18 protein-coding genes, 1 tRNA gene and 1 pseudogene are annotated in these 21987 nt (G+C 47.4%); 12 read left to right on the top strand and 8 right to left on the bottom strand.

Going from position 1 to position 21987, the window contains the following annotated elements; all coding sequences use genetic code 11:
• The 5 genes and pseudogenes from IQ263_RS22875 to IQ263_RS22855 form a co-directional block, all read left to right on the top strand.
• Positions 1-277: pseudogene (locus IQ263_RS22875) on the top strand (Ycf66 family protein); the annotation flags it as partial.
• A gap of 712 nt (positions 278-989) precedes the next feature.
• Positions 990-2123 (top strand): 2OG-Fe(II) oxygenase, encoded by a 1134-nt coding sequence (locus IQ263_RS22870; RefSeq protein WP_194070462.1) that lies wholly within the window; start codon positions 990-992, stop codon positions 2121-2123.
• 197 nt (positions 2124-2320) lie between these two features.
• Positions 2321-3772, top strand: coding sequence for a trypsin-like peptidase domain-containing protein (locus IQ263_RS22865; protein WP_194070461.1), 1452 nt, complete (start codon positions 2321-2323; stop codon positions 3770-3772).
• Positions 3769-4092, top strand: a complete 324-nt coding sequence (locus tag IQ263_RS22860) for a hypothetical protein (RefSeq protein WP_194070460.1) — start codon at positions 3769-3771, stop codon at positions 4090-4092. Before IQ263_RS22865 ends, IQ263_RS22860 begins: the two co-directional genes overlap by 4 nt.
• Positions 4093-4210: 118 nt before the next feature.
• Positions 4211-4813 carry a PPC domain-containing protein gene (locus tag IQ263_RS22855; protein ID WP_194070459.1) on the top strand — a complete coding sequence of 201 codons (603 nt, stop codon included), beginning with the start codon at positions 4211-4213 and terminating at the stop codon, positions 4811-4813.
• Between the two features lie 454 nt (positions 4814-5267).
• On the opposite strand, the gene IQ263_RS22850 is transcribed toward IQ263_RS22855, so the two are convergent.
• Positions 5268-5459, bottom strand: a complete 192-nt coding sequence (locus IQ263_RS22850) for a chlorophyll a/b-binding protein (protein ID WP_194009457.1) — start codon at positions 5457-5459, stop codon at positions 5268-5270.
• A 93-nt stretch (positions 5460-5552) separates the two neighbouring features.
• A complete protein-coding gene (locus tag IQ263_RS22845) occupies positions 5553-6569 on the bottom strand; it encodes a succinate dehydrogenase/fumarate reductase iron-sulfur subunit (protein WP_194070458.1) in 1017 nt (338 codons plus the stop codon).
• A 240-nt stretch (positions 6570-6809) separates the two neighbouring features.
• On the opposite strand from IQ263_RS22845, the gene IQ263_RS22840 reads away from it, so the two are divergent.
• The 6 genes from IQ263_RS22840 (at position 6810) to IQ263_RS22815 (ending at position 12887) form a co-directional block, all read left to right on the top strand.
• Positions 6810-7052 carry a hypothetical protein gene (locus IQ263_RS22840; RefSeq protein WP_194070457.1) on the top strand — a complete coding sequence of 81 codons (243 nt, stop codon included), beginning with the start codon at positions 6810-6812 and terminating at the stop codon, positions 7050-7052.
• A 219-nt stretch (positions 7053-7271) separates the two neighbouring features.
• A complete protein-coding gene (radC, locus tag IQ263_RS22835) occupies positions 7272-8003 on the top strand; it encodes a RadC family protein (RefSeq protein WP_194070456.1) in 732 nt (243 codons plus the stop codon).
• 317 nt (positions 8004-8320) lie between these two features.
• Positions 8321-8659, top strand: coding sequence for a DUF1815 family protein (locus tag IQ263_RS22830; RefSeq protein WP_194009461.1), 339 nt, complete (start codon positions 8321-8323; stop codon positions 8657-8659).
• Positions 8660-9366: 707 nt separating this feature from the next.
• Positions 9367-9846: a DUF4079 domain-containing protein gene (locus tag IQ263_RS22825; RefSeq protein ID WP_194009462.1), complete on the top strand. Its 480-nt coding sequence runs from the start codon at positions 9367-9369 to the stop codon at positions 9844-9846.
• Between the two features lie 257 nt (positions 9847-10103).
• Entirely contained in the window at positions 10104-12740 is a 2637-nt protein-coding gene (locus tag IQ263_RS22820) for a ComEC/Rec2 family competence protein (protein ID WP_194070455.1), read from the top strand.
• Positions 12741-12800: 60 nt separating this feature from the next.
• Positions 12801-12887, top strand: a tRNA-Ser gene (locus IQ263_RS22815).
• Between the two features lie 536 nt (positions 12888-13423).
• Here IQ263_RS22815 and IQ263_RS22810 read toward each other — a convergent pair.
• From IQ263_RS22810 to IQ263_RS22800, 3 genes are all read right to left on the bottom strand, one after another.
• A complete protein-coding gene (locus IQ263_RS22810) occupies positions 13424-14899 on the bottom strand; it encodes a dihydrolipoyl dehydrogenase family protein (protein WP_194070454.1) in 1476 nt (491 codons plus the stop codon).
• Positions 14900-15635: 736 nt separating this feature from the next.
• A complete protein-coding gene (gene cobD, locus IQ263_RS22805; RefSeq protein WP_194070453.1) occupies positions 15636-16769 on the bottom strand; it encodes a threonine-phosphate decarboxylase CobD in 1134 nt (377 codons plus the stop codon).
• Between the two features lie 15 nt (positions 16770-16784).
• A complete protein-coding gene (locus IQ263_RS22800; protein WP_194009466.1) occupies positions 16785-17075 on the bottom strand; it encodes an HU family DNA-binding protein in 291 nt (96 codons plus the stop codon).
• 418 nt (positions 17076-17493) lie between these two features.
• On the opposite strand from IQ263_RS22800, the gene IQ263_RS22795 reads away from it, so the two are divergent.
• Complete coding sequence (locus tag IQ263_RS22795; protein WP_194070452.1) at positions 17494-17658, top strand: hypothetical protein; 165 nt, start codon at positions 17494-17496, stop codon at positions 17656-17658.
• A 31-nt stretch (positions 17659-17689) separates the two neighbouring features.
• On the opposite strand, the gene IQ263_RS22790 is transcribed toward IQ263_RS22795, so the two are convergent.
• The 3 genes from IQ263_RS22790 to IQ263_RS22780 all read right to left on the bottom strand — a co-directional run.
• Positions 17690-20110, bottom strand: a complete 2421-nt coding sequence (locus IQ263_RS22790) for an AMIN domain-containing protein (protein WP_194070451.1) — start codon at positions 20108-20110, stop codon at positions 17690-17692.
• A gap of 711 nt (positions 20111-20821) precedes the next feature.
• On the bottom strand, positions 20822-21616 hold the full coding sequence (locus tag IQ263_RS22785) for a pilus assembly protein PilO (RefSeq protein ID WP_194070450.1): 795 nt from the start codon (positions 21614-21616) through the stop codon (positions 20822-20824).
• The coding region (locus IQ263_RS22780; protein ID WP_194070449.1) for a PilN domain-containing protein at positions 21613-21987 on the bottom strand (375 nt) is incomplete at its 5' end. The genes IQ263_RS22785 and IQ263_RS22780, both read right to left, overlap by 4 nt.

The raw sequence follows: 21987 nt of genomic DNA, 5'->3' as shown, positions 1-21987 counted from the left end.
CCCTGAAACCCCGCCCGCGCAAGATTCAGACAACTGGGACATTTCAGACAACCCCGAAGAAAGACCGGCCCGCAGCCGCAACCGTCGCCCCCCCGCTTCGGAAAACCCGAGTTCCGACACACCGCCGAGAACCAAAAAAACCCGTCCTGCGGAAGGGTCGAGGTCTCGCCCCAGCACCACCCGCGATGTGGAAGCACCGCCATCAGACTACGTGGAGTACCGACCAGTGGAATACCCGGAAGACCAACCGGATAATTCTCCTAGTTTCGACAAATAGGGAAATATATAGCCTTTCTGTGCTCTGGTATGAGGTACTATGCGGCATCGGCCCGCGCAGGGCATCGGGCATAAGGCATACCTCACCACGCGATCGAACCGCTATAAGTAGGTGGGTGAAACTCAACATTTCTCGCGCCAGCAAGGCAAAATATTAAGTTGCGTTTATGGATGCCCATCTACTTATAGCCTTTCTCAACAAGTTGAGATTGAAAGATTGAAGGATTGAAGGATTGAAGGATTGAGGGATTGAGGGAGCGATCGGTCAAGGAAGCATTTCCTGCATTGTAAAAATTATTTTTTTGCTTGAGTGCTGTCCCCGAAGAGCGAGTATTGTACAAATCGCGATCGGGACAGCACTCTTAATACAAAACACCAGATGCTCCCTCGGTCAATACCTCATCCGATTTTTCGGAAAACTGCTATGTTTTCAAACATGATAATATTTTTCAAATAACACCAAAATATGAATTTCAAGTTAGCTAGATTAAGTAAAATAAAAATCAAAACTAATACAAAAAATACTATTAAAAATATTTAATGATATTCCCAGGCAACGTTTTTTGTAGGTTTGTAGCGAGGAATTTGGTTCGCATTTTAGAAGAACTAAAGTCCTGATTACAAACCTGTGCGATCGCCCAAAATACAACTTGTGGAACAAACAAAAAATATAAAGGTCTCAAATATGAAATCTCAAACCTCGAATCAGCAATATGCCAATACTACAAATAGGAGATCCCGCGCCTTGGTTTTCCATAGCTGCCTCCAATAACCCCTTATTTCATTTCTCGACGGTTGGCGGCCGACGAACTGTGCTATTTTTCTTTGCCAGCACAGCTTTCGCAGAAATTCAAGTTATGCTCAAAAGCTTTGAAGAACTTTCAGCAGAATTCCAAAACTTGCAAGTACCGCTGTTCGGAGTTAGCGTTGATGCTGCAGACCAAGAACAAGACAGACGGACAACAATTGCTCCGTCATTCATCTTTTTCTGGGATTTTGATAAAAAACTCAGCCAACAGTACGGCGTTTGCCGAGATATCGAAGAAAACGGAGTAGCCGGAGTTCACTATGCACCTCAAACTTTTGTTCTCAACGAAAACCTTCAGGTAATTAACATTGTCCCGATGGGAGATCCCCACCAACACGCGCTGCAAGTATTGGATTTTCTCAAAAATTTGCCGCCCTTAGAGACAGCCCGACAAGCCACTCGACACGCCCCCGTCTTAGTAATTCCTAAGGTTTTGGACAAAGCTTCTTGCGGCGCTTTGATCGATTTATACAAAACTCACGGCGGCAGTCCCTCGGGCTTTATGAGGCAAATAGACGGGAAAACTGTTGGCATTCATGACGATAATTTTAAGAAACGCCGGGATTTCTATATTGAAGACCCCGAATTGCAGCAGCGATTGAGTGCGATTATTTTGCGCCGGGTGAAGCCGGAAGTTGAAAAAGCTTTCCAGTTTACAATTACTAGGTTTGAACGGTATTTGGTGGGCTGTTACGATGCTGAGAGCGGCGGTTATTTCCGGCCGCACCGCGACAATACGAGCAAAGGTACTATGCACCGCCGATTTGCGATGACTCTCAACTTGAATCCGGCGGAGTATACGGGGGGATTTTTGCGGTTTCCTGAGTACGCGCCGCACGGTTATAAAGGGGATTTTGGTACGGCGATTATTTTTTCGTGTTCTCTGCTGCACGAAGCAACACCGGTGATTAGCGGGCAGCGTTTTGCTTTGCTGTCTTTTTTCTATGGCAATGAGGATGCTAAGGTGCGCCAAGCTAATGTTAAGTATATCGATCGCCCACTCGATTCTAGAATTGCCGAAACTGCTGGAAATTCGTAGTTTACTAACAAAAAACTGACCCGAAAGGCGATCGACCAATTCTCCCAAAACCCAGCCGTAGGTGAAAAATTGAAGCAATCTCAAGCTTCAATTTTTCATTACCCTCGCGCAAGTCCTAAAATAATTAGAGGTGGTAGTTAGCATTAGCCCGAAAAGCTAACTGCTACCTGTTGGCAGCTAAATACTAATTCACGACCATGAATTTCAAACTTTTAAGTTTAGCAGTATCAGGAATTGTCACAATTGGGGTTGCAGCCAGCCCTGCTGCGGTAGTTGCGGCGTTCCCGGGGCGGCCGGAGGCTGATTTAAAGGAATTTAACTCGGTGCATTTCCCAGGTGCGATCGCCCAAAATAATGCCGAAGAACAAATCAACATTCGAGTCTACGAACAAGCAAGTCCGGCGGTTGTCACCGTCGATACAGATAAATCTAACGGTAGCGGCACAATTATCAGCCCCGACGGCACGGTGTTAACTAACGCCCACGTTGTTTCCGCAGGCGGTACGGTGAATATAATTCTGTCAGACGGCAAAAAAGTTGTCGCCGATGTGGTCGGATTCGGCGAAGATGGTCTAGACTTAGCGGTGGTAAAGATTCGCGGTCAAAACAATTTGCCCACAATTCCGATCGCCCGTCCCGGTTCGGTGAAAGTCGGACAACAAGCATTTGCGATCGGCAATCCCTTCGGTCAATTTCAAGGTACTTTGACAGTCGGAATAGTCAGCCGCATCGATCCGCAGCGGGGCTTAATTCAAACCGACGCAGCCATCAATCCCGGGAATTCAGGAGGCCCGCTGCTCAACAGTTCTGGAGAATTAATCGGCGTCAATACTTCTATTTTTACTCGCGGTCAAGGTGGAGGCAATATCGGTATCGGTTTTGCAATTTCAGCAGACAAAGTACCGGATTTCCTGACAGCGGTGCGAGAAGGGCGAGCTCCCCGCGTTGCTCAGAGGCGATCGCCCTTTGGCAACAAATCACCTCAAAAAGTTGCGTTAAACGGGCCGGCCCTGAGTGGCAAACTCACCACCCAGTCTAGCGTTCTCCCCGCAGACAACAGCTTTTTTGACCTCTACTCCTTTGAAGGAAAAGCGGGCCAGGAAATCACAATTGAAATGACAAGTCAAGAAATTGACCCTTATTTAATTTTGCTCGGGCCCAACCAGCGCGAAATCGCGCAAGACGATGACGGTGCAGGTAGTAAAAACGCCAAAATAACGCTCAGGCTACCAGCAGACGGCACTTACACCCTACTGGCAAATTCCTACCAAGCTAGGCAGTCCGGGGCTTATACGTTAGAACTGAAAGCGAGTGCTCCTACGGCACCTTCTCGGGCGATTTTGCAAGAAGAAGGCGCTTTAGTCGCAGGCGGCCCGGTATTGCCGTCTGATAACAGTCTGTATCGAGAGTATACTTTTGAAGGTCGATCGGGTCAGTCTGTAACCATTTCCCTAGAAAGTACAGATTTCGATCCCTATGTGGCTATCTTTAGCCCCAACGGGCGATTGCTGGCAGAAAATGACGATGTGAGCGATGAGACTAAAAATGCGTTTCTGAGTGTCACTTTGCCCGCTACGGGTCGCTACCGCGTAGTTGTCAATGCTTTTGATGCTTCGGGCCGGGGTCGTTATACTCTAACTGTCCGTTGAAAATAGGTAATTGGGAATTGGGAATTGGGAATTGGGAATTGGGAATTGGGAATTGGGAATTGGGAATTGGGAATTGGGAATTGGGAATTGGGAATTGGGAATTGGGAATTGGGCGGAGCGAAGCGGAGGGATTGGGAATTGGGCATTGGGCGGAGCGGAGGGATTGGGAATTGGGCATTGGCCCGCGCAGGGCATCTTGCCCGATCGCGACTTGTCCGCTGGCGAAGCCGAAGCAAGTCGAAGCAAGTCGAAGCAAGTCGAAGGGTGGGCATTGGTCGAATTATTTTTATTCTTCCTTCTTCCTGATAACTAATAACTAATAACCAATAACCAATAACCAATAACCAATAACCAATAACCAATAACCAATAACCAATAACCAATGACTAATGACTAATGACTTCTTCCTTCTTCCTTCGTTGCAAATCGAGGTAATTCATGCGTCAATTTAGATTTTGGGCGATCGCGCCAATTGCTTTACTAGCTACTTTTTCTAGCAAGCCGACTCTCTCGGTGCCAGTTTCAAACTCCCAAGGAGTTGCTAACAACAGTTCTACCCTCATTTCAGCAGAATTGCCTCAAAATTCACCTGATGCGAGTTCTACAAGCAAAGCTGTTCTAGCTCAAGCAAGCCCCAAGCCTTCGCCAACTCTGAGCCCAACTGTCGAACCTTCGCCAAGTCCAGCAGGGGGTGCGTCTAAGGTCATATTAGAGCAAAAGGGAGAACTCAGCCCTGCTAAGTCTTCTGTACTGCCCTCGGACAGCAGTTTGTACGACGAGTATACCTTTGAAGGAAATCAGGGTCAGAAAGTGGTTATTAGCGTAGAAAGTAGCGAATTTGATACTTATCTGGCTATTTTCAACTCCAAGGGCGAGCTACTTGCAGAAAATGATGATGTCACGCAGCAAAATTCCAATTCAGAGCTGACTGTTACCTTATCTGCGAGCGGTCGCTACCGCGTCATTGTCAATGCTTACGATGCGCCTCCCAAAGGTAGAGGTAAGTACAGTTTAACCGTCCGCGAAACAGCAGCAGATTAATTTTCTCGAAATCGATTATCTATTTCTAAAATTCCTCGATCTGAGAGTTACAAACCAGGGTCACATTTACAGGTTAAATTTGCAACAACTTAACTCTATTTCCGCTTTTCCAAAGCAGAGATCCAGGCAGAAAATAGATAATTATCTATTTTTTATATCGTCTCCGATCGATTAAAAAAGATAAAATTGGTTCGTAGTGCGGAATGCGAGTCCGCACTACGAACGGTTTTTGTTACGATCGCCGATCGAACATGATATTATATCAATTCCGGTTGCACTCAGACATGATGTTAACTGTTAACTTAACTGTTAATTTACTATTCCGATGCTAACGGACACGATATTAGGCACGAGTTGCCAGAAAGCGAGTTTTTTATCAAAAATACTGGGTGACAGCTATAGAATCGTTAAACAAGCTGGTTTCCCAGCATTTTTAGCGCATATACCGACAGATTTAACGCAGGCCGAGCCAAGTGAAAAAATCCTGGCGCGTGAAGAATTCTAGCAGCAAAAGTGCCACGAATCCCACCATCGCAAATCGTCCGTTGATTCTTTCGGCGTAAGCATTCCAGCCAAAGGCTGGTGCTGCTGGTGTTGGGGTATTTGGGGCTGTTGGTTGGGGAGATGGAGGTGTTTTAGCAGTCATTTAAATGTTTTAAGTTGCGAGTTTTGAAACAAGATTTTTGGGAAGTTTTGCGATCGCACAACTTCCAATTTACCGGAAAATGACAGCCGATCGCTAATCTGCTGAATTTTCTAAATTTTGAACCGATTCGATCAGATTCCGCACAGTTTCGGTACCTTCGGAAGGCTCAAAAAATAGGGGGAATTTGCCGCGAGCGATCATTCTCAAGCCCAAGGGGCCGAGACTGAACAAACCTTTAACGTCGCGGAAGTAGTTTCCTACTACTTCGATCCCAAATTTGCGCTCGTCTATCCAACCGCCTTCTTTGACGAGTTCGATCAATACTTTGCGGTGGCGGATCGATCGACTGGCTTGGTCGTCTTTGCGATCGAGAATCTCCTGCTTAATCTTACCAATTTGATCCATCGGCGCAACTTCCATCGGGCAAACCGAGTTGCAGTAATAACAGCGAGTGCATCCCCACACGCCGGAAGTACCTTCGTTGTATTTTTCGAGCCGGTTTTCGGTTTCCCCGTCGCGGGAATCGGCGATCGTGCGGTAAGCTTTCGCGAGGGCGTGGGGGCCGACAAATTCTGGGTTGACTTCGCGGGCGTTGCACTCAGAATAGCACGCGCCGCAGAGGATGCAGTTGCCTGTTTGGTCGAGTTTCGATCGCTCTTCGGGAGTTTGCAGAAATTCCCGTTCGGGAATTGCTCGCGAGGCTGTGCTGACATAGGGTTCCACAGCTTCCAGGTTGTCCCAAAAACTGGTCATATCGACGACCAAATCTTTAATTACCGGCATATTTCCCATTGGGGCGACGGTAATTTCTGGGATAAAATCGGCAGGCTGTTCTGTCGAACTGGAATAAGCTATTTTTTGCAGTCTGGCGAGTTCGCTACCGACATTTTCTTTGCAAGCTAAGGCCGATCGCCCATTAATTCGCATCGAACAACTGCCGCAAATTGTGTTGCGACAATTTTTCCGAAAAGCTAAAGTGCCGTCCTGTTCCCACTTGATACTGTTGAGGCAATCTAGGATGGTATTGCTTTCTTCCACCTCTAGGGTGTAAGCGCGAACCCGGGGAGCCTCGTTTTGATTTTGGCGGACTACGTTAAAGCGGACTTGCATATTTTGATTAAGAAATTTAGTGTCTATTTTAAACGTGATTTATTGATGGTATCAAAAGCTCTTAATTCTTTTAACATCTACCTCAAGTAGTAGATTTAACTGTTTTTTTTATTGTTTGGTAACAGGGAATACTTCCCAAGTCATAAATCATCAATCGCAACTTTTTTCAGCGGATTTTTGATAGGTTAATGGAAGAGAGAATTAATTGATCGGTGGAGTTAGCGAGTCGGAGGTGCTGTGATGTCTAGCTTGTTTGTTTTAACTTTTATGTTTTCAATGCCAGCTTTTTGTCTGGGTCTGGTGAATCCGCAATGGGTGGGAATGGGCGATCGCAAGCTATCTATAAGTTTATACGGCGTTTTGATGGCAGTTTCGTTTGTTTTGGTGGGAGTGACAGCACCTAAGCCGCCGCAGCCAGTTGCTTCGGCGCTGCTAGCCTCAACTGAATGGCAAAAATCTATGGTCAGCGAACCTTTGCGCTGAACGTAGCTGCCCGTACACCTCACTTTTGTGGCAGCGTTACGAAAAATTTTACCAGGAGTTATGCCAGGTTAGGGCGATAAATCGGTTTTTTTCACGAAAATACGATCGCCAAAAACATCAGTTAAGGCCTTGATTTTTTCGGTAATCTTACTGATGTGAAGAACGCAAATCGATCGGCTAAAATGGGGTAATTGTTGAGCTTGCGGTGCAGGTGCATCTATGACTTACAGCTTGAGAATTGTCGATTTGCCAACCAGCGAACGGCCGCGGGAACGGCTGATGGCGGGCGGTCCGAAAAGTTTGGCAACGGCGGAATTGATTGCGATTCTGCTGGGCACTGGTCAGGGACAGGGCAAACTTTCCGCCGTCGGACTCGGACAGTATATTTTAAATCAGTTGAGTTTGCATTCCCGTGACCCTCTGGCGGTGCTCCGCAGTATTAGCGTTCAGGAGTTGACTCAAATTCACGGGATTGGCCCTGCTAAGGCGACCTCGATTTTGGCTGCGGTGGAGTTGGGGAAGCGGGTGTTTCAGTCGCGACCGCCGGAAATGGCTGTGGTTGACTCTCCACAAGCGGCTGCGGATGCTCTGAGTCAGGATTTGATGTGGCAGTCTCAGGAACGTTTTGCTGTGGTGCTGCTGGATGTAAAAAATCGGCTGCTGGGAACTCAGGTAATTACGATCGGCACAGCTACCGAAACTTTAGCTCACCCTAGGGATATATTTAGAGAAGTGATCCGCCAAGGGGCGACGCGGGCGATTATCTCGCACAATCACCCCTCGGGAATTGTCGATCCGAGCCCGGAGGATATTGCTTTGACGCGACAGTTGCTGGCGGGAGCGCAGTTTTTGTCGATTCCGCTGTTGGATCACTTGATCTTGGGAAATGGCGATTTTCTGAGCTTGCGGCAGACTACGACACTTTGGGAGGAGTATCCCCAGGGCGATTGAACTCTTATTCTTAACTAACTCGATTGCTATGATTAGTTATTTGTATATTTGGCCTGTCCGAGGGCTGAATCAACCGTCATTGTAGGATATTTTTGAGGCTGGAGTCCCGGAGGAAAGCCTGTTTTGGCTGAATGTCGCTGCTGATACTTAGTTGCGCTCGCAACTCGGTTAATCTAGTATAAGTAAGCTGAAGAGGTCGCTAATTCGATTTTTTTTGAGCATACTAAACATATACTAAACCAGCACCTAAATACCCAATACTTAAGAAATTATTAAATTGGGTGTAAAATACACGGCGTGGTGATAGGAGAAAAACTGTGTTTCTGAGACTTGCAGAACAACACCGTAAATTCGTCCAAGATTTGGTAATGAACCTTCAGGCTTTGGCGATCGTGCTAGAGCGTAGGGGTTATTTGGCATCCTGCTACACTTGCGGGGGTCAGATGAACAGTGCCTCATTTATGGTCAGTTTGACGGACAACCATCTGATTCGATTTTTAGTGTCAGATTACGGTATCACTTGGACGGAGATGCGGGACGATCGCGAACTGATGAAACTTGAAGGTGCCGAAGCGATTAGTCAGTTACAAGAACTGGCAAATCTGGTGAAGTATCACATCCAACCTGCGGAAGCTACTTTGGCGACGGCGCAGTGAGTTTAGCGACGGTACGGTTCCGAGGTAGGCCAAGCCCGAAATTCGGTGCTTGTCTGCTACAACGGCAACCCCCAACGATTTAATTGAGAGGATTTAAAGGTTGTAGACTGATGGTAGCTCAACCGACAAGGGTGCTTTGAGAGTGCCTTCAGACATTCAGTTTAGCGCTGAGTCGATCGAACTCCCACCAGTCAGACGGCATAGTTTATGCAATTCGCCTCAAACTTGGAACCCCTAGTTTTTAGGTGCTGCAGTTGACTCTCCCTTGAGAGCGATCGACAAAATGTAGAAGTGCTACTGCTCGTCTGCTGCGATGTTAATTTCCCACTTTGGCCTTCAAAAGTCAAGGAATTGAAATTAACTTTGAGCAGGCAGGTCAAATTTAACATCCAGATCGAGGATGAGGCTGTGAAGATTGGGCGAAAAGCCGCTCCGGGGTGTAAAGTACGGGCAAATAGGGTTTATTTTTGCTTTTCGATTTAGCTGATAAAGCTAACAAATAATTAACTTGAAACAGCATCGCTGCTGTAAAAATCTCACAGCCGGCTTTAGCCGGCTAAGTTTTGTGTAAGTAAGGGCTTGTGGGAAATATTTTGCGGTGTTGTTAAACAACTATTAGAAGTGCGCGATCGCGCTTGCCAACTCTTTTATAATATTTTAATGATGAGTCCGAAAATATCGATCGCCAAGCTGGGAATCAAAATCAAATGGTAAATTTAAGCGAACTTCTAGAACCAATCGCCAGTCAATTTCGCAGCCTGGGAATTCCCGAACCAATTACCCATTGGGGACATCCTGTAATGATGGGGATCGTGATTGTAGCGATGGGCAGTTTTGTCGGCTATACAGGATGGCAGGGACGTTTGGCCGCCGATAAGGATGTCGCGCTCAAAAGTCGATCGGATCACCGCAAGCTGGCACCGTGGATGTTTCTATTTTTAGCTTTGGGCTACACTGGTGGACTGCTGTCGCTGGTGATGCAGCATCAGCCCGTGATGGAAAGCCCGCATTTTTGGACGGGTTCGACAGTGCTGGTTTTGTTGGCTGTTAGCAGCTTAATTTCGCTGACTGGTTTTGGCGGGAACAAGCTAGCACTGCGCGCGGTTCACGCTTATTTAGGCACGACGGCTTTAGCACTTATGGTACTGCACGCAGCTTTCGGTTTAAAATTGGGTCTGTCTATTTAACGCAATACCAGTCTTTTGTGATTCAGATTAGACTCGATCGCCCAGGCACCTCCTAAAAAAAGGGGGACAAGAGAATTAAAGTATCTCTTAAAAAAAGGCGATCGGAAAGTCTAATATCATGTCCGATCGATCGCAATAACTAAGGTTCGTACTACGGACTCAAGCCCGCACTACAAACCGTTTTTCTTGTGGTAATAGATCGGACACGATCTATGTTGACTTGTCTGCCTTCTGCCTTATTCCATAGTTTCTAATTAATGAATCAAGCAACGGGTGTCATTTTCTGTCTAGCCTACATTCTGGGATTGATTTCTACAGGAGTTTTTTGGGGTAGATACGCGATACTAGCTTTGGGAATCGCCGTCGCAATCGCGATGCCTAAGTTGTTGCTCAAGCATACTAAAAAACATTTTAAAACGACTAAAAAAAGACGCACCAGAACTCCAAAAAATACTATAGAAGAACCCTTAGAGACGAGGGAAAAATTGAGTTTGTTGGAGGTGCTGCCGAGAGGGAAATGGGTGTGGGCAATGGCGGGTTTGTTGGCATTTTTAGCTAGCTTTTATTTGGTACTTCGATCGCCCCAACCGGCAGTTAATGACATCAGCAAATTGATTCCGGCGGAGGGAAACACTCAAGAAGTCGTAGTGACAGTTCGCGGTAGAGTGGCGAGTAACCCTAGATTAACCCGATCGGGCCGATCGCAATTTTGGCTAGAAACAGATGTAGTTAGCGGAATCAACGGTAGCGACGGAGGAGTAGTCGTCAACCGCCCTGTATCAGGCAAACTCTACGTTACAGTGCCTCTACTGCAAGCAACGGGCTTGTACGCCGACAATACGATCGCAGTGGTGGGATCGCTATACAAACCGCAGCCGCCCTCAAATCCGGGGGCTTTTGATTTTCGAGCATATTTAGCCAGAGAAGGGGCTTTTGCAGGGCTCAAAGGGCGTCAGGTTGACTGGAAGAGAGAAAAGGCGATCGCCGATGTCAATCGAGTTAACAGCACAACAGGCGCTTTCTGGGAGTCAACCGGGATGCAGCCATCGCCAATTCAAGCGATGCGGATGCGGATCGCGCGATCGCAATTATCGCATTTGAATGTTCCCGAAGGGCCGCTAATAAGTGCGATCGCCCTCGGCAAACAAGCAGTAGATTTACCTTACAACATCCGCGACTATTTTGTGCAAGCTGGATTAGCTCACGCGATCGCAGCTTCGGGCACTCAAGTTTCAATGGTTTTGGCTTTAGTTATAGCTTTAACCAAGCGTTTTTCCAAACAGTTACAATTTGGATTTGGCGTAGGCGCTTTATTTTTGTTGGTAGCACTAACAGGCTTTGAAGCTTCAATATGCCGCGCCGCACTGATGGGATTTGGCACATTATTTGCTTTGGTGTTAAGCCGCGAAGTTAAGCCGTTGGGATTGCTGTTAATCGCTGCGACTATTTTACTGCTAGTTAACCCTTTGTGGATTTGGGATTTAGGTTTTCAACTGAGTTTTTTGGCTACTTTGGGATTAGTGGTGACAGCCCCGCCGCTGATGGCCAAGTTGGACTGGATGCCGCCCGCGATCGCTTCAATTGTGGTGGTTCCGATCGCAGCTTCAGTTTGGGTGCTGCCGCTACTACTTTACGTTTTTAGTGTGGTATCACCTTATAGCATTTTAGTCAATATTATTGCGGCTCCTTTGCTGTGGATTTTGAGTATTGGCGGGATGGTTAGCGCTTTAGCAGGATTGATTTTTCCGCCGGCGGGAAGCGTTTTGGCGCAACTGCTGGACTATCCGGCAAAGGGCTTAATTGCGATCGCCGAATATTTCTCGCAATTGCCAGGTAATTCGGTAGCTGTCGGTCAAGTATCGGTGTTTCAGTTAATCGCACTTTACAGTTTAATCTGTTGGGTTTGGCTGGGGGGAAGTTCGGCAACGAGCAATGTCCGGGATGTAACGGATGTACGGGATGTCACTAATAGAAGAAGCAAGGCAGAAAAAGGAGGGAAGCAGGAAGTAGGAAGAGGGAAAAATCAGGGAAAGGGGAGAGGGAAGCAGGGGAAAAGCACAGTTATTCGGCTGCGAATTTCTGCGGCTTGGATTTTCCCGCTGGCGCTAATGGCGGGAATTGCGATCGTAGTTTTGCCTGCTTTGCACGTTAAATCATCTGTGTTTAAAGTTACTTTGCTGGCGACATCTGGCGATCCAGTTTTGGTAATTCAAGATCGGGGAAAAGTGGCGCTAATTAATAGTGGTGATGAAAATACTGTGAAGTTTACAGTGTTGCCTTTTTTGCAGAAGCAAGGTATTAATTCTGTGAATTTTGCGATCGCCACTCACGGTCATTTAGGTTTGAGCGGCGGTTGGGGAAAATTACTAGAACGCTTGCCCATTAAAACATTTTATGATAATAAAGATTCCAAACAAATTCACCGCGGCAGCGATGATAAATTTATGACGGCTGTGCAATCTCGGCAAGGCGTTTACTTTCTTTTAGAAACTAACAGTACCATCGATCTGGGCTCGACGCGGTTGCAGTTCTTGGATGCAGAGATTCCGGTAGTAGAGTTATTGGTGAGGGGGCGTACTTGGTTGATTGTCGGTGACATGACACCGCAAGCCCAAAGTATGTTATCAAAAAGATTAGCAGCCGCAGGAACATTGAAGGCGGCGCAAGTGCTGTTGTGGTCGGGAAAAACCCTGACAGCCGAGTTATTGGAGGCAGTTGGGCCGCAAGTGGCGATCGCCTCTGCAGACGAAATCGACCCAGAAACCGCAGCCAAACTGCACCAAAGCAAAACCCGGATTTTTTGGACGGGGCGCGACGGAGCTCTTCAGTGGACACCCACAACGGGATTTAAGACGACTCTGGAATCAGAAGAAAATCAAACTTCTTTTCTCTAAGGATTTACAAAGTGGCGCACTGTGCGGTAAGATACTTCTAGCTCGCATCTCAATTTAATTGGAGAGGTGGCAGAGCGGTTGAATGCGGTAGACTCGAAATCTACTTTAGGAGCAATCTTAACGTGGGTTCAAATCCCACCCTCTCCGTCCTAGAACACTTACCAAACCAGGCTTGGGCATTATCAGCTTCCTCCGCCACAGCTTCGGTTTAATAGGTAGCGGTATATATAAGTGGTACAGATACCACTTATATATACCGCTATTTTGTTTTTACTTCACTTGCGAACTCAAAGGGCGATCAGTTAAAACGCAATACGATTAACTTAAAATTGTCCGAAGAGAGGAACGAAGCAATCGCAGTATCTATTTTTCATAGTTTTTTATCCCCTGGCTCGCCCTAAGTAAACCGTATTGGGTTAAAACGTGATACCATTTTTTTAAAGTTATGAAATACTTTTGCAAAAAGGTAAAGCAAATAATTACAATGTTCGATCGTCCTTTATCTCTATCGCATCTTTATAAAAAAAATAATATAAATACAATAACTAACCGTAGGGTGCGTCAGCGTCAGATTATGTATCTATCGTTAACAATTTTTACTGACGCACCCTACAATAACTAATGACCAATTACCAATGACTAATAACTAATGACTAATGACTAATGACCAATGACTAATTTTTTCATTTCCAATACCTGCGCCAGTGAAATAAATTCTCGCATAAATTCTGCATCAAAGTATTGCTGCGGCAGCGCTGCGACTCCCAAATAGTAGCAGTTTGACCGTTAATTGCCGAAAAACTCGACCAAATATAAGGAAGTTCCGCGATCGCCTCAACCTTCATCCCGTGACGCACCGCCAGAGCGATCGCATGAATCAACTCAGCAGCTTGCGGCCCCACAATACTCGCTCCCAAAATCTCCCCATTGCGACGCGCGACAATCTTACAAAAACCAGTAGTCTCCCCGCACATTTGAGCTCTTTCAACATTCTTAAAATATTCCCGACAAACAATCAAATCGTCTCCAAAACGACGCCTTGCTTGCGCCTCAGTCAAACCAACCCTCGCCAACTGCGGATCGGAAAAAATCGCCCAAGGAATCCCGCGATAATCTATTTGAAACAGCGGCAAAAACAAAGCATTTTTCACAGCCACCCCAGCTTCGGCATTAGCAATATGAGGGAACGGATAACCACCAGCAACATCGCCGATCGCATAAATGCGCGAATTAGTTGTTTGCAATTTTTCATTTAAAATCAACCTGCGATTGTTAAATTTAACCCCAACCGCTTCGAGATTTAACGATGGAAAATTGTGTCCGCGGCCAGCAGCCAAAAAAATCTCCTCAGCTTCGATCGCCCTGGGCCCGGCTTGAATCCACTTTTTACCATCAATCACCCGAGCTTGAGTCACCTCAGTAGAAGTCAGAATGCGGACTCCAACCGCCTCCATTGCAGCTTGAACCAAGCCCGCAGCCTCCCGGTCTTCTTTGGCCAAAATCCGCGAAGCCTTGACCACAAGCGTCACAGCCACCCCTAATCGAGCAAAAGTTTGAGCCACTTCTACCCCGCTGGGATCGGCACCAACTACAGCCAAACTTTGAGGTAACTGTGGAAGTTTGGTCAATTGGGCGACAGTTTCCGAAGTAAAAAAGCCGACAGACAAAAGTCCTTCAATATTGGGAACCGTCGGTAAAGTTGGAGAAGCTAGCAAATAACAGCGCGATCGCAAAGATCGATCGCCCGTAACAAAAGCCAACTTAGGTTTTGCAACAAACTCGCCGCTACCAAAAATAATATCGACCCCGCGAGCAGCCAAAACGCCGAGATCGTCAATTTCTTCTAAATTAGAAACAACACCTTCAGTCCATTTGAACAGATTATCTAAGGGCAATTCGAGCGGCACCGACGAATCAGCCACATCCGGGCGAACCCCCAACTGTAGGCGGCGAAGCTGCTGAGCAAAACGAGCAGCCTCGCTCAAAGTTTGGCTGTATCTCAAGCCAAAGTCGATCGACACCTTCTCCTCACTCGGCAAATCTGGCGAATTGCTTAACGGTTCCACCAAAGCAACGCGGGCCGGGAAATTAGTTGCCGTCAAAGCAGCATAGCGTCCCGCCGGAGTTCCACCAATAATCACTAAATCATAATCAAGCATAAATAAAATTGTCAGTTGTTAGTTGTTAGGTGTTAGTTGTTATTTGTTATTGGTTATTTGTTATTGGTTATTTGTTGGTTGTTGGTTGTTGGTTGTTGGTTGTTGGTTGTTATTTGTTATTTGTTAGTTGGTAGTTGGTAGTTGGTAGTTGGTAAAGGCGGTGGATGGTGCGTGCCCGCCCTCAGTTGTTAGGTGTTTGTTGTAAACAGTCAACTGTCAACTGATATCAAATCCGGTTGTAAGCTGTTGCGAAATTTAACTTTATGTAAAAAAAATAAAACTCTTGTGATAAATAGGGGTTGAGCGTCCCTCCCGCCCTGAATATGCAATGTTTATTTGCACGATAGCTTATCGAAATTATGATGTAGCACTCACGTCTCGCTCGCGCTGATACGATTCCAATATATTATTCCGATACAACCGGAAAGGATATGACAACGGCCAACTGTCAACAACCAACTGTCAACAACCAACTGTCAACAACCAACTGTCAACTGCCAACTGTCAACTGCCAACAACCAACTGACTAATGACTAATGACTAAGGACTAATGACTAATGACTAAGGACTAATGACTAATGACTAATGACTAATGACTAAGGACTAATGACTAATGACTAATGACTAATGACTAAGGACTAATGACTAATGACTAATGACTAAGGACTAAGGACTAATGACTAATGACTAATGACTAAGGACTAATGACTAATGACTAATGACTAAGGACTAATGACTAATGACTAATGACTTCTTGAAGTCCAGCAATCAGCCGCAGATTGTCCGCCTTCTCGCGCACGGCTACTCGAAAAAATCGATCGCCCAACTCAGGAAAACTCAAACAATCCCGAATCAAAATCCGGTGTTTTTCCAGCAGACTTTTTTGAATCGCAGCCACCGACAGCGACGACTCAACCAACAAAAAATTAGCCGCCCCCGTCCAAGGCCGCAAACCAGGTAAATTAGCCAAACCCTCAAACAACTCTTGGCGAGCCACAGGCAGCCAATCCCAAGTTTTCCGCTCAAAAGCAGCATCTCGCACCACAGCAGCCGCCGCCGCCTCCGCCAGAGCATTCACAGGCCAAGGATCGCGCCGCAACTGCCAGCGGCGGAGGATGTCGGGATGCGCGATCGCACAGCCCATCCGCAGTCCCGGCAGAGAATAGAATTTAGTGAGCGATCGTAAAATCACCAAATTCGGAAACTCCTCAACAGCAGCGATCGAACTTTGCTGTTTTTCCGGTGGTAGAAAGTCCATAAAAGCCTCATCCACCACCACCATACCTAACTGCTCCACATAAGGCAAAATCGCCTCCCTACCGAACAGCAAACCCGTAGGATTGTGGGGGTTGTTCAATAGCAAACCTCGATCGGTCCCCAGAGCAAAAGGAACCGGGACAGCAGGAGAAAGAGAAACAAAAGAGCGGTTAGAAACCGACAAACCATCAGTTACTAACCCGCTCAAAAGCTCCTGGCCCAACGATTTGAGATCCAAAGGACAATCGAGCACCTGCGCCCCAAAAGCCGAAAGAGCCCGCCAGTAATCGCCAAAAGCCGGAGTCACCAAATAAGTCGCCTCCAGATCCGACAAATCCCAAGCCGCCCAAGTCAACAATTCCGCCGAACCATTCCCCGGCAAAACCCAATCCGGGTCAACATTAAACGCCTCACCCAAAGCAGCCCTCAACTCTCCATAATCCGGGTCTGGGTAAGCCGTCAGACTGCTCAAGCGAGCTTTAATCGCAGCCAAGGCCGACTCAGGAGGGCCCAAAGGACTGATACTGGCAGAAAAATCGAGAATAGCAGAAGCTGGGCAGCCAGCTAATGCGGCTGCCCAAGCTAAATTTCCACCGTGTACAGGTCTGATCAAGACTCAGTTTGCCCGTTATTCGGCGTTTTTCGCCGGTGCAACTCTGTCCTTAAACAACTTCCCTGCAGAAAATGCAGGAACTCTGGTTGCCGGGATTTCCATCTTGTCGCCGGTTTTTGGATTGCGACCCTCACGGGCCTTGCGTTCCCGCGACTCAAACGAGCCAAAACCGACCAGCGTCACCTTGTCGCCCTCGGAGACAGCTTCCATAATTGCTTCCAAAGCAGCGCTCAAAACCGCATCTGCCTGTTTTTTAGTGACAGTAGCCTTTTCTGCGACTGCATCAACCAATTCACCTTTGTTCATTCCGAACTCCTTCTGGAATTTGTAAAATACGTCAAACCGAGTTCAACTATTAGCTGTGAGTGGTAACTGCATTGGGAGTTTGGATTTGGAGATTTGGGTAGTCCCCTATTGCTCCAGCCCGCTTCCCCCTGAAAAACTCCTGCTGAATACCAATTACCCTAGGATAATTGGTCAGAAAAGGAATTTTTGTTTTTAATTGCTGAAAACCCCACAGCATCTAATTTTCACTGCATTATTCTAAAGTCTTGCCGACCGTTATGGATCGGTGGAACCTTTAATTTATATGGAACTTGCCAACTTTTTAAATTAATACCCAAATTTCGTTAAAAAAATACCACTTTGGAGAGCCGATTTCTTGCCTCCGTGGATTTCAGAGCGGACAAAAGGAGAAATAGAAAGAACAAAATGTCATTTGTCAATGGCTAAAGGATTTTTTTTGCCTTCTTCCTTTGTCCCTTTCCCTTTTCTGGGCAGGGCCGCCAGGGACTTAACCCTGGCGGCCCGCCGGACTAACGCAATGCCGGACTGCCAACTAAGAGGGCGGGTACTCACAGCCAACAGCCAACAGCCAACAGCCAACTGACAACAGCCAACAGCCAACTGCCAACTGACTGCTATCTCGGTTGGACGGGCTGACTGCGCTGCAACAGTTGGCGCGCGTCGGGACTGATGTTGTTTTGATAGCCAAAGTTCGATCGATCGCTATCATCCAAAATCTGCGGAGTCAGCAACACAATCAACTCCGCCCGCTGGTTGGTCTTGGTCGAGCTCCTGAACAGCGAACCGATAATCGGCAAATCTCCCAAAATCGGAATCTTCCTCGCTTCAATCCGTTCTTCGTCGCGGATAATCCCCGAAAGAATCAAAGTCTGACCGTCCCGCAGGCGAATTAGCCCCGATTGCAGCGAACGCTCGCCCAGCAGACTGATCTGATTGACGTTCCCGCCCGTGGACAAGTCTACAGTGCTGGTTGGTGTCCTGATAATCGGGTTTACCCGCAGAGATACAAAGCCATTATCGTCAACCCGATCAATCGCCACCCCCAACTGCAAACCGGCCTTATCTTTGACGGCCGTGGTTGTTGTGGTACTTGTATTTCCGGTACTCTGCGTTTGCTGCGTGATGTTAGTAATTACCTCATCAGTAATATTTACATTCGCCGTTTCTCCTTCTTGAACCACCAGAGTCGGATCGGTGAGGATTTTGCCGTTCCTAGTCTCAATAGTTGCCCGCAACGCCGACAAGAACCTCCTCGGATATTGGAACAGCGGGAACAGGGAAAAAGTCGCACTTCCGGCAGAATTCACCGCTGTAGGGTCAAACGCATCGTAGTCGCTAATCCCAACTCGCGCGGGGTCATTAGTAATCGGCGCTGTCGGCTGGACGAACAACCCGCCACCGAGTCCCGTGAGCGGCACGTTGATTAAATTGCCCCTAGGATCGTAGAAAGGTGTCCTGTTTTCTGTGGGAATGTCTCGGTTGCCGACGATCGGCCGAGCGCTGATCCCCGTAAGGTCAGTTCCACTGGGCGGATTGATGCCGCCAAAATTGAGACTTGCTGCTCCCCCATCATTGACAAAGAAATTGTTATTAATGCCGAAAGAGAAACTGCTGTTGGTTCGGTTAGCTCCCAACAAGTTGACATCGATCACCTTGACGTTGACAGCCACTTGACGGCGGCGCAAATCTAGCTGAGTCAAGAAAGCTACGGCAATATCAACTTTGCGGGGATCTCCCACCAAAGTGATCGAATTGAGTCGGGCATCCGCCAGCACCGACAGTCCCCTCAGCAACAGCGGCCCGTTGCCGTCCTTAGCGCCAATTGCCTTAATATCCGGTTCCCGAATTTCGACATCCCGCGCCGAATTTCCCTGGCCCACGGTTTGAATCGTCACCCGAGTAATCGGCAGTTGAGTTTCTGCACCTTGAGCGCTCAAAAAGTTAGCTGCATCGGTAGACCTGACTTGATTGAGCCGCAGAGTCCGAACGATAATATTGCGCGAGTCTAGGGGCAAATTAGAACCCACAAAAATCGTGCGTCCGACGCGGTTGGCTTGCAGTCCGCTGATCCGCAGCACGTAGTTGAAAACATCTTGCACCGACTCATTTTCGATGTCCAAGGAAATCTTCGGCCCTTCATCGGAGCCTCCTGCTGCTCCCGGTGCGGCCGCCGGTTGGCCCGGCCCCGCCGCCGCCCCGCCGCCTGTAAAAGCAATGTTCAATCCCGCAGCGCGAGCGAGCAGAGCTAAAACGTCTCGTACTGGGGCATCCCGCAGCACCAAGCGGGGGATGCGTTCTCCCGAACTCAGCTCAATATTTCCTACGCCGGGGGCGATGTTAGATACGGAGATATCTCCCAATGGCGGTGCTACAGCCCTGGGCAGGAAAGGGGCAGCTTGATTGGTTTGAGATTGAATTTCGCTTGGTAGGGGCGGGCGATCCCTAGTAATAGTAACTTCGGGATTTGGCAGCAGCACGCCCTCGTTTTGCGAGGTGCGGATTTGGGGAGCTGGCCGGGGAGCTGTTTGGTTCAGCGGCAGTCCCGGAGGCGGCGGGGGCAAAGCTTGGGTTTGGTTTAGCGCGGGCAATGCAGGCGCTGCTGCTTGGGTAGATTGCACAGTCCCGCCCTGTCCGGCAACGCTGAGGACGATGTTTTGGCCTTGTCCGGGCATAACTTGTCCGTTGGGAACTCCGTTGGTGCCGGCTACCACAACGCGGATGCTGTTAGCTTCTATCTGGGTGATTTCTACTGAGGAAATGCCCGGAGCTGGGTTATCTTGACGGAAGCTGTTGCCTTGGGACAAGCGGAGCTTGGTGTTGGTAATTGTGGCTTGGTAGGTATTGCCGCTGTTGATGGCGAAAACTTGCGGGCGATCGCCCTTTTCCGTAGCCAGGACAATATTTACCCCATTATTGGCTTGACTTACTTGCACTCCTGTGACTTGAGTCGGCGCTGCCGAGACTGGCGCTTGGGCGATTATAATTCCAGCAACGCTGCTGAAGATTCCACCACTTAACCGTAGATGCTGTTTCACGTTCTCTCCTCCACTACACTTGGTTATTTATTGTTCGCAATCTTGACTAGCGAGCTTTTGGCACTAACTGAAACCTCTCTCGTTTTCAGTTTTTTTTGAATTGAGAAAATAGGCATAATTAGGCACAAACTATCATTTAAAATTCACACACAAATATTTTTGATATTTTTTGGTGAATCAAATCTTCAACATTTTGCCTTCAAGCTTCTCCCGAAACAGCGAATTGAAATAGCTAAGGAATAGCAATTAAATAACAGTTGTTCGTTCCGAGCATTACCAGGCCATTCCTGGTAATGCAGGGTCGGATACTCTTCCTTTTTTTACCTCGCCACGTTTGGAGAGAAAAAAGTCTAGCAGATGTTTGAAATTATTCAATTTGCGTTCCTAATATTGCCTTGCGAGCGAAAAATGAGGTGCGATGGAATTTTTCCTAATGGACAATTTATGACTTATCTACAGCAATTCTTGCAGAATTTGTGGGATTGCTCGTTACCCGACTTTGCGAAAGTAACGCATATCCCGAGCAAGAGCGGACTTAGATAAACTGATTGCTATAGTACCCCGAAACCGGGTTTTCCACCAAAACACTAGCCAAAAAAATCTTGATTTCGGTAAAAAACCAGTTTTCTAGAGTCTTCTGTACAAGCCATGTAATTAAGGAGTTCATGTACCTCGCAGAAATTGAAAACCGCTATATCCGCTCGCCTCGCGCTATTTGGCAGGAATCGGAGCCGGAGTTGGCGGTTTTTCTTCTTGCTTTAACGGCAGGAGCGCGTACAAGTCAAAAGCCGTTTTAATTTTTGTTTGCGGCTGAGCTACTGGGATGATTTTCCCTTTCAAAAAATCGATTTCTATGGCCTGATTTGATGCTAGCAATTCAGATTTCAAATTCCTCACTACTAACAGGGACTGCATCAACTCCAAACTACGCATAAAATTGCGGGTTTGAGCAAAATTGCCTTCAAACTCTACCTTATATTTTTTGCGCCTGAGCTTGCCAACAAGGGACGGCCCGAAGGACGTATCGTTGAGAATATCAGGGTCTGGAGCTCCCGCCGCAGCGGTTGCTGTAGCTGGCGGCATATCCGGCTCAAATTTGGTAATTTTAGCCTTGAGGTCGTCTCCTTGCACGCCGGCGTTGATGCGATTAACCAGTTGGGTCATGTCAAGCAGCAGGGTGTTGGCGCTTCCATCGCTCGCAAACATTGCCGTCACTTGGGCGCGGCGCTGTTTTGCTTCTTCTTGCTTGGCTTCTGCTTCTGCCTTTTTTTGAATTTGAGCTTGCAATTGCACTTGCGTTTGCTTGCTTTCGACCAGTTTTTGCTTCAATTCGCCGCTTTTTTGGAATTCTGGGAGTACGAACTGGTAGCCTAGGTAGCCGGCCACGCCGAGGCCGAGAACCGCGATGCCTATGGCTTGGATTTGGGGTGTCAGCTTAATGCCGAATATTTCCTTACCCCCTGTCTCTTCTGCTCCGCTGGGAATAAACTCGTTTGCTGCTGTCATGGTTTTTTCACTTCTCCTTTTTGTGATTCTAGTATTCCTTTTTCTTGAAGTGTTTCTATCCGTATTGCTAGTCCGTCTGCTTGCTTGTTCCGCAGTTCGGAGAGCAACTCGGAGGCTCCAGTCGGGCTGAGTGTGGTTTCAATTTTATATTCCACCACTGGTCGGAGTTTGGGAAGTTCTGCTGCTGAATCGGTTGGGTTGCGTACTTGTAATTGTGTGGGGTTGTTTTTTAATGTGGCCGCTACCAGTTTGGTATCGGTGTCGAGGAAGAAAGGAGAGCGCTGGACTAGCAGAATAAAGTCGTTAACTTGAGCAAAGGTACTTGCTATCCCTGAAATTTGTACTTTTGCAGTTTGGGGCGGGACGATGGG

The organism is Tychonema sp. LEGE 06208, assembly GCF_015207505.1.
Taxonomy (GTDB): Bacteria; Cyanobacteriota; Cyanobacteriia; order Cyanobacteriales; family Microcoleaceae; genus Microcoleus.
This window is presented reverse-complemented; position numbering and strand designations above follow the sequence as displayed.